Consider the following 13,413-nt stretch of genomic DNA (forward strand, 5'->3'; position numbering starts at 1 on the left):
ATACCAGCAATAAATATTGCTTAACAATAAATACTTTGCACTTATTTAACAATGCAAGAATATCCCAATGTACCTCTCTTAGCTCAACTCGAAAAGCTCGACCGTATCTTCTGACCTACAAGCCTGAAACCCCGCCCCCAACTGCCCGGGGCGGCCGATTGAGCCTGGTACAGCGCCGTAGCCGCCTGCTTCGGCGGGAAATGCCGGGCAAGCGCAATGCCCGCGGGCCTGGCAGACCGCTCCGGCATTGAAAGAAGCCCGGAACCGCGGCCGCCCGGCGGCTACTCCCACAGGGGGTAATGTTCGAGGTTGACTTCCTGGCCGAAGAACAGCCGGGTGCTTTCAGCAAACGAGGGCGTGAAGTCGGACACGTAGAAATGGTGCTGGGGCGGGCGCACCGCCGCCGGCGCGGCCAGGCCGTGCGCCTGCAGCAGCTCCCGCAGGGCTTCGGCCACAATAGCCGAGGGGTCGAGCACGTCGATCTGGCCCCGGTAGTACTCCTCGATCTGCTCGCGGATCAGCGGGTAGTGCGTGCAGGCCAGCACCAGGGCCTCGATGTCAGTCAGCGCCGGGTCGGACAGGTAGGTGTTGATGACGCTCTGGCTGACGGCGCCGCGCACGAAGCCTTCCTCCACCATGGGCGCCAGTAGCGGCGTGGCCAGGGCGTGCAGGCGAATGTCGCGGTCGAGGGCGTCGAGCTTCTTGCGGTACACGTTGGAGCCCACGGTCTGCTTGGTCCCGATCAGCCCGACTTCGCGCCCGGCGTAGTGCTGCCCGATGTGGCGCACGATGGGGTCGATGACGTTGAGCACCTGCGCCTTGGAGCCCACGTACTCGCGCACCAGCTCGTAGGCCGCGGCCGAGGCCGAGTTGCAGGCAATCAGGATGACCTTGCAGTGCTGGCGCAGCAGCACGTCGCAGATTTTCACCGAGTACGCCTGGATGGCGGCCGTGCTCTTGTCGCCGTAGGGCAGGTGGGCCGTGTCGCCGAAGTACACGAGCCGCTCCTGCGGCAGCAGCTGGTTGACGGCGCGGGCCACGGTGAGCCCGCCGATGCCGCTGTCGAACACGCCGATGGGACGGGCGTCGTGCAGGGCGGGAGCGGCGGAAGCGGGAGCAGGAGCAGACATGGCGCCGAAGGTACGGCGGCGGCGCATTTTGGGCGTGCGCCGCCGCGGCAGGAAGCAAAAAACCCGCTTGACTGGCTGCCGAGCGGGTTTCGTGGAGAATAACGGAGTCGAACCGATGACCTGTTGCGTGCGATGCAACCGCTCTAGCCAGCTGAGCTAATTCCCCGGGTTAGCGGCTGCAACATACGGGCTTTGCGCGGCCGGTGCAAGTGAGTTATCCGTTTGCTATTGCGTCGAAATGTGTATGTTGCTCAGCAAACCACATTGCTTTGTATGCTTCGAAGCGTCATTCTGGAGGAAATCGACCAGGCGCTGGCTCACTACGATTCTTCCAACGGCCGCCCCGTCGCCATTGAGCTGGGCGAGCGGAAATACACCCAGCTGATCCTGGACGTGGCCGCCCTGCACGCCGACGGCGGCGACCTGACCACCAACACCGGCCGCCCCCTGGCCTACCGCGGCCTGGAAATCCTGCGCGACGACGTGCACCGCGACCGGGTACGCATCCTGTGACCACGGATTCGACGGATTTTTCGGATTGCCCGGATTTTGGGCACGATTGTGTACAGCAGCTCACCGGCAGTCATTGCGAGCGAAGCAACTGCAGAGGAAGGCGTCGCCAATCCTTCCTCATCGTAGCACCGCCGTTACGATACTTGCAGACTTAAAACCCGCCCCCTGAAACTACCGTTGCCGGTTTCGGGCGGTGCTTGTACCGTTGTACCGCGAGCGGAAGGGTTGGCTACGCCTTCCTGCGGTTGCTTCGGCTACGCCTCGCAACGATGACCGGTGAATCGTCGTCTGCCATCGTCCCCGAAATCCGGGCAATCCGAAAAATCCGTCGAATCCGTGGTCTACCTTTGCGGGTATGAATCTGCTTTCTGGCGAAAATCTCTCTAAAAATTACGCGGACCGCTGGCTGTTCCGCGACCTGGGCTTTGGCCTGCAGCAGGGGCAGCGCGTGGCGCTGGTCGGCATCAACGGAGCCGGCAAAACCACCCTGCTGCGCATTCTGGCCGGCCTGGAGCAGCCCGATACCGGGCTGGTGTCGGTGCGCAAGGGTATTCGGGTGGCCTTTCTGGGCCAGCAGCCGCAGTTCGACGAGGACCTGACGGTGGAGCAAACCATCTTCGCCTCGCAAAACGACACGCTGGCCGCCATCCGCGACTACGAGCACGTGGTGAACGACCCCAACCACCGCTCCGACGATTTGCAGCGGGTGATGGAGCAGATGGACGCGCTCAACGCCTGGGACTACGAGGCGCAGGTCAAGCAGATTCTGGGCCGTTTGGGCATCCTGGGGCCGCTGCTGGACCGGCCGGTGCGGCAGCTCTCGGGCGGGCAGCGCAAGCGCGTGGCCCTGGCCCGGGTGCTCATCGAGGAGCCGGAGGTGCTGATTCTGGACGAACCCACCAACCACCTGGACCTGGACACCATCGAGTGGCTGGAAAACCGGCTGGCCTCCCCCACCCTCACGCTGCTGATGGTGACCCACGACCGGTACTTTCTGGACAAGGTGGCCAACGAAATCGTGGAGCTGGACCAGGGGCGCGTGCACCGCTACCAGGGCAACTACTCCTACTTCGTGGAGAAAAAGGCCGAGCGGGAGCAGATGGAAGTGGCCGAGGTGGAAAAAGCCCGCAACCTGCTGCGCAAGGAGCTGGAGTGGATGCGCCGCCAGCCCCAGGCCCGCGGCACCAAGCAGAAGGCCCGCATCGATGCTTTCTACGAGACGCAGGAAAAGGCCAAGACCAAGATTGGCGGCCCGCAGCTGGAGCTGTCGGTGAAGACCACCCGCCAGGGCGGCAAAATCATCGAGGTGGAACACCTGCACAAGCAGTTCGGCGACAAAGTAGTGCTCGACGACTTCAGCTACGTGTTCAAGAAAAAGGACCGCATCGGCCTGATCGGGCCGAACGGGGCGGGCAAGTCGACGCTGCTGAACATGCTCACCGGCAAGCTGCAGCCCGACTCCGGCACCGTGGACGCGGGGCAGACCACCGTATTCGGCTACTACACCCAGAACGAGCTGGAGTTTGACGAGACGCAACGGGTCATCGACATCGTGAAGGAGGTGGCCGAGGTGGTGGAAATGGCGAATGGCGACGTGGTGACGGCGTCACAGTTTCTGCAGCACTTCCAGTTTCCGCCGGCCCAGCAGTACACGCTGGTGAGCAAGCTGAGCGGGGGCGAAAAGCGCCGCCTGCAGCTGCTGCGGGTGCTGATCAAGAATCCAAACTTTTTGATTCTGGACGAGCCGACCAACGACCTGGACATTATCACCCTGAACATTCTGGAGGACTTCCTGCTGAATTTCGCGGGCTGCCTGCTCATCGTGTCGCACGACCGGTACTTCATGGATGCGCTGGTGGAGCATGTGTTCGTGCTGGAGCCGGGCGGGCAGGTCCGGCAGTTCCCGGGTAACTACACCGACTACCGCGAGTGGCAGAAGGAGCACCAGAGCGAGGAATACGCCCGCGAACAGGCCCGCACGGCCAAGGCGGCGGCGGGCGTGGCCCCGTCGGCCGAGGTAAAGGCGGCGCCGGCCCCGGCCGGGCAGAAGCGCAAGGCCAGCTTCGCCGAGAAAAAGGAGTATGAGCAGCTCAGCAAGGATATCGAGCAGCTGGAAACCCGCAAACAGCAGCTTATCACGCAGCTGAACTCGGGCAACGGCACGCACACCGAGCTGGCCGACTGGGCCGCCGAGCTGAAGCGCACCGACGCCGACCTGGATGCGAAGGGGGAACGGTGGCTGGAGCTGGCCGATCTGGTCGACTAAGCCGCACGAATTCGCGCGGTTTCTACACGAAGGCCCGGGGCTTAGGCTCCGGGCCTTCGTGCGTTTTGGGGCCACGGCAGGCCAAGTCTTTGACATCTAAAAGCCGCTTCAGGAGGCCGAATGATGCGTTTTTGAATTCAGGCCAGCTAATGACCAGGCTGCGCCACAAATTTTTTCACCCGGTTCCGTGCTACTTTTTCTGCTTTTCTGCATCCATTTCTCAAGCTCCGCCCGCGCTACTCCACCACAGAAAACACCTTAGCTATGAAACAGCCCAACCTCGACCAGTGGACCACTGGCTTCGCGCTGGTGGCGTTTCTGGGCCTGTTCGTGGCCCCACTGCTCTACCTGCAAGCTGGCCGGCGGCACGCACCGGTGGGCTACGTGGTGGCCATCCTGACGTTGTATTCGCTCACGCTGCTGTATTACGTGCTGTGGTGGAGCGGCTACCTGCAATACGTGCCCTATCTCAACGGCGGCGTGGAGCTGTTTACCCTGCTGTTCGGCCCGCTGTTTTACCTCTACCTGCGCCGATTGGCGGCCCCGGCGGGGCGCGGGCCGGCCAGCTGGGCGCACTGGCTGCCGTTTGCCGTCGGCGCGCTGCTCAGCCTGCCCTGGCTGCTGACGCCGCCCCTGCAGCGGCCGCCGCTGCTGCGCGGCGGTAATTTCTTCGCCCTGTTTCACCAAGCGCTGCCCTGGCTGGCGCTGGGGCAGCTGCTGGGCTACGGCAGGGCGCTGCTGCGGCTGCGGCCCGCTTTCGGCGCGGGGCACCCGGCGGCGCACTGGGCCCGCTGGCTCACGGCCTGTTACTGGGGCTTCGTGCTGGCCAATGGCTCCTACTACGTGCTGGCGCAGCTGCCCTTCTTCTCGCGCAGCTGGGACTACGGCATTTCCCTGGCCATGTCGGCCTTTATTTTCCTGGTGGCAGTGCTGGCCTTTGTGCAGCCGCAGGTGTTTCAGCCGGTGGCCGAACCGGCTCAGCTGGCTGCTGATACGCCGGCCGTTGAGCTGGCAGTAACCGCTCCTGCCCCCGCTGCCGGGGCCCCGCCGGCCGAGCCGGCGCGCTACCAGCACTCGGGGCTGCCGCCGCACGTGGCCCAAGAGCAGGCCCGGCGGCTGCAGCTGCTGATGCAGCAGGAGCGGCTGTACCGCCGCCCGGAGCTGCGCCTCGACGCCCTGGCCGAGCGGCTGGGACTGAGCCGGCACCACCTCTCGCAGGTGCTCAACGAGCAGCTCGGCCTGAACTTCTTCGAGTACCTGAACGCCCTGCGCGTGGCCGAGGCGCAGGAGCTGCTGCGCGCTACCTCGCGCCGGCAGCGCAACATTATTGAGGTGGCGTACGCGGTAGGCTTCAACAACAAAGTTTCGTTCAACAAGGCTTTCAAGCAGGCTACCGGGCTTACACCCAGCGAGTTTCGCCAACAGCTGACGGATAACACCGATGGGGATTTACTTTTTCCGCTGACGCCCGGGCTGGAAAAAGGATAAGGTTTATCGGGCTTTACTCGCCGGAGCAGGTCCCCGGAGTCCTTGGAGCAGACCAACTCCCCGGGCTTATGCCACACCTGCTTACTCGGCTACCGGTACGGTTTCCACCCGAAACCCAACCGGCTCCCCCTACCCTTTCGGCGGCATTGCCGCCGGGCGTTTCGTCGCGCCGCCGGCTGGCCGCGCCGTGCTGCTTCAGTCCGCTCCTGCCGGCAGCCGTGTTGCCGGGGGCCTTTTACGGCTGATTCTGCCCTGACTTCTCCGCCCCGGTGCGCCGGGGCTGGTGGCAAGGCGGCGGGCTGAACCTGCCGGACCCCACGGCCGGGGTTGCAAACCCGGTCGTGCGCGAAAGTTTCCGCTTGGTGAGTGGGCGGAAACCCGGCCCCGGCGCAGAGCCGCGGGCTTCGTCCGGCGGGTTTGGACCGCTGCCTCAGCCCCTTCCGCGCCGCCCGATTGGCCGCGCACCTCAGTCCAACTCTCACCTTCTAACACCCACACAACCTGCGTTATGAAACGAACCTTACTTCTATTTGGCGTGCCGCTCGTGCTCCTGGCGGAGCCCGCGGCGGCCCAGAGCCGCACCGTGTCGGGCCGCGTGACGGACCGCGGCACCGGGCAGGCCCTGCCCGGCGCTACGGTACTGCTCAAAGGCACTACTACTGGCGCCTCCACCAATGCCGAGGGCACGTTTTCGCTGACGGTGCCGGCCGAGGGCGGCACCCTGGTCATCAGCTCCATCGGCTACGCCACCATCGAGCAGGTCATCGGCTCGCAGTCGACCATCAACATCGGGCTGGCGGCCGGCACCGAGCAGCTGAGCGAGGTGGTGGTGACGGCCCTGGGCATTGAGCGGGAGCGGAAAAGCCTGGGCTACGCGGTGGAAACGCTGGAAAACAAGGACATCACCCGGGCCAGTGAGCCCAACCTCGTGCGCTCCTTGCAGGGCCGCGTGGCCGGCGTGCAGGTGTCGTCGGCCTCGGGCGGGGCGGGCGGGGCCACGCGCATCGTGATTCGCGGGGCCCAGTCGTTTACCGGCGACAACCAGCCGATTTACGTGGTCGACGGCAACGTCATCAGCAACAACGCGGTGACCAACCTGAGCGCCGCCGCCCCGCGCGGCAACGGCGACGACCTGAACAACGGCGTGGACTTGCCGAACCGCGCGGCCGACATCGACCCGAACAACGTGGAATCGATAACGGTGCTGAAGGGGCCGGCCGCGGCGGCGCTGTACGGGGCGCGGGCGGCGTCGGGAGCCATTATCATCACCACCAAGAAGGGCGCCGGGCTGAAAGGCCGCTCCCAGATTTCGGTGACCAGCGCCGTGACCCTGGACCGGGTGAACCGCCTGCCCAAGTTCCAAAACACCTACGGCTCGGGCTCCGACGGCGTGTACGACCCGCAGAACAACGTGAGCTGGGGCCCGCGCATGGACGGCCGCCTGGTGCCCGACTGGCGCACCTACACCCTGGCCGACCCCAACGCGGCGGTGGTCGACTCCATCCCGCTCACGCCCAAGCCCGACAACGTGCGGGACTTCTTTGAAACCGGCGTGACGACCAACAACGCGGTGTCGTTTTCGGGCTCGAATCAGGCCTCGAACTTCTACGTGTCCTTGGCCGACGTGCGGACCAAGTCGTTTATTCCGAACACCACCTACAAGCGCACCAGCGTGAGCCTCAGCGGGGGCACGCAGCTCTTCAACAAGCTCACGACCAGCGCCACGCTCACCTACGTGAAGTCGGGCGGGGACCGGGGCGTGCAGGGCCAGTCGCGCTCCAACATCCTGCAAACCATTTACAACACCCCGCGCGACATCGTGCTGACCGACCAGAAAAACTACAACGACCCGCGCTACGACCTGACGGGCTACTACCTGGCCGGCTTCCGCAACAACCCCTACTTCCTGCTCGATAAAAACCTGCTCACCGACGACGTGGACCGCCTGCTGGGCACGGCCACGGTGAGCTACGACCCGCTGGAATGGCTGAACCTGACCTTCCGGCAGGGCGTGGACGTGTTTACCGACCGGCGCCGGCAGACCATTTCGCAGGGCACCATCAACAACCTGACCGGGCGCTACCTGGAAGACAACAACTTCGGCCGTAACCTGACCACCGACGCGCTCATCAACGTGACGCGCCGCTTCGGCGAAAACGTGACGCTGAAGGGCGTGTTCGGCACCAACTACCAGGAGCAGATGACCGCGCGCAGCGTGGCCGACGGCGTGGGGCTGGTCATTCCGGAGTTCTACGACCTGAGCAACACCAGCGTGGTGACCAACACCAAGGTGGACACCAAGCAGCGCATTCTGGGCGTGTTCGGCGACGTGCAGCTGGCCTACCGCGACTACCTGTATGTGGGCCTGACCGGGCGCAACGACTGGACCTCGACCCTGCCCAAGGCCACGCGCAGCTTCTTCTACCCCAGCGCCAACGTGGGCTTCGTCTTCACCGACGCCTTCAAGCTGCAAAGCAACTATCTGAGCTTCGGCAAGCTGCGGGCCAACATTGCCTCGGTGGGCAAGCCGCCGATTCCCTACCAGATCGACCCGGTGTTCGTGCGCACGACCGTGGACAACGGCTTCCAGGCGCAGTACGTGTTTCCGCTGCAGACGGTGCCGGGCTTCCGCGTGGGGAACGTGCTGGGCAACCCGCGGCTGAAGTCGGAGCTGACCACGGCCTACGAGGGCGGGCTGGAAATGCGGTTTTTCCAGAACCGGCTGGGGTTTGACCTGACCTACTACAGGTCCGTCAGCAAGAACATCATCGTGAACGTGCCGGTGCCGGGCACCTCGGGCTTCACGGCCCAGACGGCCAACGCGGGCACCATGGAAAACCGCGGGGTGGAACTGGCCCTGAACGCGACGCCGGTGCAACTCAAGAACGGCTTTACCTGGGATTTGAATTTCACCTTCACCCGCAACCGCAACCGCGTAACGGAAGTCACCAACGTGACGCCCAACATCGGCGTGGGCGGCCTCGGCTCGGTGGCGCTGGAAGCCCGCGTGGGCCAGCCCTACGGCAGCTTCTTCGGCACCAAAATGCTGCGCGACGGGGAAGGCCGCGTCGTCATCGACCCGGTGTCGGGCTTTCCGCGCCTCGACCCGGTGCTGACCACGCTGGGCAACATCCAGCCCAAGTTCCTGGCCGGGGCCAGCACCACGCTCAGCTACAAAGGCCTGGCACTGAACGTGCTCTTCGACACCAGGCAGGGCGGCAAGTTCTTCTCCAACACCATCAGCACGCTCTACTTCGCCGGGGCGCTGGAGGAAACCACGGCCAACGACCGGCAGCCCTTCCTCTACCCGAACTCCGTCATTCCGAACCCCGACGGCTCGGGCGGCTTCGTGCCCAACACCGCGGTGCTCACCGACGGGGCCTTCAACTACTGGCGGCAGGTGTCGACGGCGGGCGAAAACAACCTGTTCGACGCCTCTTTCATCAAGCTGCGCGAGGCTTCGCTGAGCTACGCGCTGCCGGCCACCGTGGTGAGCAAGGTGAAGCTGACCGGCATTCAGTTCTCGCTGATCGGCCGCAACCTGGCCCTCTGGACGCCCGACTCGCAGCCGCACGTCGACCCGGAAGTCAGCTCCCTGGGCTCGGGCAACAATCAGGGCTACGAGTTCTTCGCCTACCCGAGCACCCGCTCCTACGGGGCCAGCCTGCGCCTGACCCTCTAACTCCCTCACCGCAACAACTACGGACATGAAAACCAACCTCATCCGACTCGGGGCGGTGCTGGGCCTGCTGCTGGGCGGCTCGGCCTGCGAGAAAGACTTTCTCGACATCAACAAGGACCCCAACAACCCCACCACCGCCGACATCAACCTGGTCTTGCCCTCGGGGCAGGCCACGGCCAGCTTTATCATCGGCGGGCAGTACAACGTGGTGGGCGAAATCCTGGCCCAGCACCTGGGCATTGCGCAGGGCGGCAACCAGTACCGCGCCTGGGACCAGTTCAGCATTCCCACCAGCACCTTCGACGGGCGCGAGTTTTCGGGCGGGCTTTACGCCGGCGCGCTGGAGGATTTTCAGTACGTCATCAACGCCGGCACGCCCGCAAGTGAGTGGCGCATGGTGGGCATTGCCAAAATTCTGAAGGCCCACACCTACCAGGTCATCACCGATCTGTACGGCGACGTGCCCTTCAGTGAGGCCCTGCAGGGCTCGGCCAACCTCACGCCCAAGTACGACCGGCAGCAGGACATCTACGCGGGCCTGCAGGCCTTGCTCGACGAGGGCATCAGCGACATTGCCAAGCAGCAGGGCCGCTTTCCCGGCACCGCCGACATGAACTACCGCGCCGCCACGGAGGCCGATATGCAGAAGTGGGTGCGCCTGGCCAACACCCTGAAGCTGCGCCTGTACCTGCGCCTGAGCGAGGTGGACGCCGCGGGCGCCCGGGCCGGCATTCAGGCCCTGTACGCCCGCAACCAGGCCGCCACCGACTTCAACTTCATGCGCGCGGCCGACAGCTACCAGTTCAACAACGGCACGGCCACCAACTCGGAAAACCCGTTTTACCAAACCAACTTCCGCCTGCCCAACAACCTGGCCGTCAGCAGCAACCTCGGCGACACGCTGGTGCGCTACCAGGACCCGCGCCTGCCCGTTTACGCCCTCGACGCGGACCTGACGACCACGCCGCTGGAGTTCCTGTTTGTGCGCCCGGGCCAGAACGCGCCCTACCCGAACAACTTCACCACCAGCACCGGGCAGGCGGCCGTGCGCCTGTCCTTTCCCGGCACGTTCTTCATCGGGCAGGCCTTCACCAACGTCAACCGCGCCGGCAGCACCTTTCCCGGCATCACGGCCACCGATGCCCCGGCCAAATCCCGCCCCACCCTGCTGCTGACCTACGAGGAAAGCCAGCTGCTGCGGGCCGAAGCGGCCGTGCGCGGCTGGGCCCCGGCCGCCGAAAATGCCCAGACGCTCTACGAAGCCGGGGTGCGCGCCGCCCTCACGCGCTACGGCATCAGCACGGCCGATGCCACCACCTACCTGGCCCGCCCGCAGGTGAGCTGGGCCGCGGCCGGCAGCCCGGCCGCGCAGCTGCGCCACGTGACGGTGCAGAAGTGGATATCGTTTTTCGCCACCAACGGGGCCGAGGCCTGGACCGAGGTGCGCCGCAGCAACCAGCCCCGCCTGCAGGCCCCGCTGGTGAACCTGCTCGGCGGCGGCCGCTTTGTGCGGCGCCTGCCCTACCCCGACTCGGAGCTGCAGCGCAACCCGCGCATCAGCGACACCGGCCTCACGCCCGGCGACGTGACTACGCCGGTGTGGTGGGACGTGAATTAGAGTTGGCCGTTCGGCTTTGCTGACGCCTACCCACAGCCCCGGCCCTCACCGGCCGGGGCTGTTTGGCGGCTCCCGGAACGGCCCGCCCGCTGCTGCCTGACCGGGCATCGGCCCCGTATCGGTCAAAGCGGTATTTTCAGCCGCTGGCTCGGGCGTGCAGCCCCGCGGGCCGGGCGTCGTCAGTAGGGCGCTCCGGCTCGATGCGGAGCCGGAGCTTCGTTCATTCTTTCCCGCCCTACCCTTCCAAACCCATGAAAAAACCCGTTTCCCTGCTGCGCATCTGCGCTATGCTGCTGCTGGCCCAGCCGTTTGTTGGCGCGGCCCAGGCCCAGCCAAAGGTCAAACCCATCGGCGCCATTACGCCCAGCTCCGCGCAGGACCAAGCCAAGCCCAGCCCGGCCGCCACGGCCACCGGCAAAGCCGGCAAGGCCACCGTGACCGTAAAATACAGCTCGCCGGCCGTGAAGGGCCGCACCATCTGGGGCGGGCTGGAGCCCTACGGCAAGGTGTGGCGCGCCGGGGCCAACGAAGCCACCACCGTCACCTTCGACCAGCCCGTGACCGTGGAAGGCAAAGCCCTGCCGGCCGGCACCTACGCCTTCTTCGTCATCCCGATGGAAAAAGACGCCTGGACGGTTATTTTCAACAAAACCGCCAACCAGTGGGGCGCCTTCAAGTACGACGAAAAGCAGGACGCGCTGCGCGCTTCCGTCAAGCCGCGCAAGGCCGCCAGCCTGAACGAGCGGCTTACTTACACCGTGGAAAGCCCCGGCCTGGTACTGCGCTGGGAAAACATCGAGCTGCCGGTGAGTATCAAGTAAGCGTCGCTGGCACGTAAAAAAGCCCCACCGGACTGTTCCGGCGGGGCTTTTTTGTGACTGATGCGCTGGGGCCTACCGGGTCCCGCGGCCGGGCTTGGCCGGGGCCGCCGCCGTAGCCGGGCGGTTATCCAGCCGGAAGTACTGCTGGGTAAACTCGCCCGCCAGCTGGCGGCCGGCCACGGGCACCACCAGGCGCAGGCGGGCGGCCGCGTCGGCGCAGCGGCGAAACCGTACGCGGCCGCGCAGCAGCTGGCCGGGCGCCACGGTGGTTTTGCGCAGCAGGGTGGTTTCGAGCTGCCGCTGCTGGTCGCGGGCAGCGGTGGCCTGCACGGCGTGGCTGGCGCGCTCCTGCTCGTAGCGGGCCATTTCGGTCTGATAGCGGGCTTGGCGGGCGGTGCGGCGGGCGGCGTTTTCGTGGCGCGGGCGGCTGCTCAGGTCGTCCAGCAGGTTGCTCAGCGACGAGAGCATTTCCGCGGCCGGGCGGGCGGCCGCTTTCTGCCGGTGATAGGCGGCCTGCTGCTGCAGGGCCTGAATGTTCTGCTCGGGGTTTTCGGACTGCACGCGCAGGGCCCCCACGCCGGGCGTGGCGGCGTAGGCGTCGAGGTAGAAGGCTTCGGGGGCCACCAGCACCGGGCGGCGGCTGCGGTTCAGCAGCGCCACATCGAACTCCAGCCAGGGGCCGGTGGTCGACACCACGCCCATACGTACGTCGAGGCTGTCTTTCTTGGCGGCAACCACTTCCATGCCGTCTTGCCACTGGCCACTGCCCGCCGCGGGCTTTACCAGCACGTAGTGCGCCGTGGAGCAGGCCCCGAGGCTGAGCAGCAGCGCCCCGGCGGGCCCAAGAGAGGCAAAAACAGAGCGAAGAGTAGAAATTTTCATGCGCGGAGGAGAGAGTGGTCAGGTAAGTAACGACTATTACCCGACCTATCAAAATCCAACCGCTGCTCCCGCCAAGCGCCCGGCAGCCCGCCGCCCATAACGAGCCCTGATCAGTCGTCAGCGGCTTCCGGCAAGGCCTCGGGCAGCTCGAAAAGCCCCGAGGCGGTAGGCGGAAAGTCCAAAACCCGCTGCACGGCGGCCAGCGGAATCGGGCCGAATACGTGGGCGAAGTGCTGCCCGCGGTCTGCGGCCCACTCCCGCCTTACCACGAGGCCGGCGGCCGCCAGGGCGGCCTCGTCCAGCACCAGCAGCAGCACGTCGGGGCGGGCGCGGTAGTAGCGGTTGGCGGTTTCCAGCACCTGGTGCCGCTCGGAGGTGTGAATAAAGCCCTCGGCCTGCAGGTCGGGGCTGGCAAAAAAGCCGGTTTGCTGCGCCTGCTGCCAGTGGGCCCGCTCGGCAATGCGGTAGAGCGTCTTCAATTAAAAAATGAGAATTAAAGATTGAAAATTCCGGGCAGGAAAGCGCCTTGGGCGCAATGCCCGGCTCCCACTTGAGAAGGCCAAAAGCAAAAACGGGGCTGGCAGCCGCAGCCACCAGCCCTCATTATTGATTTTTAACTCTCAATTCTTAACTGAGCCTTACGCCTTCCACAGCTCGTGCTGCTGGCCTTTGCTGGTCAGCACGAAGCGCACGGGGCTGGGCAGCAGCACCAGGCGCACTTTGCCGGGGTACTTTTCCGAGTCGACCCACACGCCGTCTTCGCTGGTGAGCTGGGGGCCGGCGGGCAGGTAGGCGGTGGGCAGCAGCACGTCGGTGTCGGAGCTGAGGTCACCGTGGACTTTCTCCAGGGCGGCTTCCAGGAATTCGCCGTACTCCTCGTTGAAATCGTCTTCGAGGTCGTGCAGCTCTTCCTCCACGTCGTCGTAGCGGGCGTCGCTGTAGGCGAGCTGGTGCAGCTCGTGTTTTTTGGTGAGGAGGGCCGTCAGGGCCTTGTTCAGGGCGTTGGTATCCAT

At 65.3% G+C, this 13,413-nt stretch carries 10 protein-coding genes and 1 tRNA gene; 6 read left to right on the forward strand and 5 right to left on the reverse strand.

What is annotated here, in order from left to right; all coding sequences use genetic code 11:
- Positions 1–281: 281 nt before the first annotated feature.
- Positions 282–1,130 (reverse strand): glutamate racemase, encoded by an 849-nt coding sequence (gene murI / locus DLM85_RS21025; RefSeq protein ID WP_207891074.1) that lies wholly within the window; start codon positions 1,128–1,130, stop codon positions 282–284.
- Positions 1,131–1,222: 92 nt separating this feature from the next.
- Positions 1,223–1,296 (reverse strand) — tRNA-Ala (locus tag DLM85_RS21030).
- A gap of 107 nt (positions 1,297–1,403) precedes the next feature.
- Here DLM85_RS21030 and DLM85_RS21035 point away from each other — a divergent pair.
- The 6 genes from DLM85_RS21035 to DLM85_RS21060 all read left to right on the forward strand — a co-directional run bounded on the left by DLM85_RS21035 (position 1,404) and on the right by DLM85_RS21060 (position 11,518).
- Positions 1,404–1,643, forward strand: a complete 240-nt coding sequence (locus DLM85_RS21035) for a hypothetical protein (protein WP_111480152.1) — start codon at positions 1,404–1,406, stop codon at positions 1,641–1,643.
- A gap of 355 nt (positions 1,644–1,998) precedes the next feature.
- Positions 1,999–3,909, forward strand: coding sequence for an ABC-F family ATP-binding cassette domain-containing protein (locus DLM85_RS21040; RefSeq protein ID WP_111480153.1), 1,911 nt, complete (start codon positions 1,999–2,001; stop codon positions 3,907–3,909).
- Positions 3,910–4,173: 264 nt separating this feature from the next.
- The gene (locus DLM85_RS21045) at positions 4,174–5,397 is read left to right on the forward strand and encodes a helix-turn-helix domain-containing protein (RefSeq protein WP_111480154.1); all 1,224 of its coding nucleotides are present in this window, start codon (positions 4,174–4,176) and stop codon (positions 5,395–5,397) included.
- A 508-nt stretch (positions 5,398–5,905) separates the two neighbouring features.
- A complete protein-coding gene (locus DLM85_RS21050; RefSeq protein ID WP_111480155.1) occupies positions 5,906–9,079 on the forward strand; it encodes a SusC/RagA family TonB-linked outer membrane protein in 3,174 nt (1,057 codons plus the stop codon).
- Between the two features lie 25 nt (positions 9,080–9,104).
- Complete coding sequence (locus DLM85_RS21055; protein ID WP_111480156.1) at positions 9,105–10,697, forward strand: SusD/RagB family nutrient-binding outer membrane lipoprotein; 1,593 nt, start codon at positions 9,105–9,107, stop codon at positions 10,695–10,697.
- A gap of 251 nt (positions 10,698–10,948) precedes the next feature.
- Complete coding sequence (locus DLM85_RS21060; protein ID WP_243636082.1) at positions 10,949–11,518, forward strand: DUF2911 domain-containing protein; 570 nt, start codon at positions 10,949–10,951, stop codon at positions 11,516–11,518.
- A gap of 72 nt (positions 11,519–11,590) precedes the next feature.
- On the opposite strand, the gene DLM85_RS21065 is transcribed toward DLM85_RS21060, so the two are convergent.
- From DLM85_RS21065 to DLM85_RS21075, 3 genes are all read right to left on the reverse strand, one after another.
- Positions 11,591–12,400, reverse strand: coding sequence for a hypothetical protein (locus DLM85_RS21065; protein ID WP_133257183.1), 810 nt, complete (start codon positions 12,398–12,400; stop codon positions 11,591–11,593).
- A gap of 110 nt (positions 12,401–12,510) precedes the next feature.
- A complete protein-coding gene (locus DLM85_RS21070) occupies positions 12,511–12,879 on the reverse strand; it encodes a DUF952 domain-containing protein (RefSeq protein WP_111480158.1) in 369 nt (122 codons plus the stop codon).
- A 159-nt stretch (positions 12,880–13,038) separates the two neighbouring features.
- Complete coding sequence (locus DLM85_RS21075; RefSeq protein WP_111480159.1) at positions 13,039–13,413, reverse strand: hypothetical protein; 375 nt, start codon at positions 13,411–13,413, stop codon at positions 13,039–13,041.

Source organism: Hymenobacter edaphi (genome assembly GCF_003258365.1).
Lineage (GTDB): Bacteria > Bacteroidota > Bacteroidia > Cytophagales > Hymenobacteraceae > Solirubrum > Solirubrum edaphi.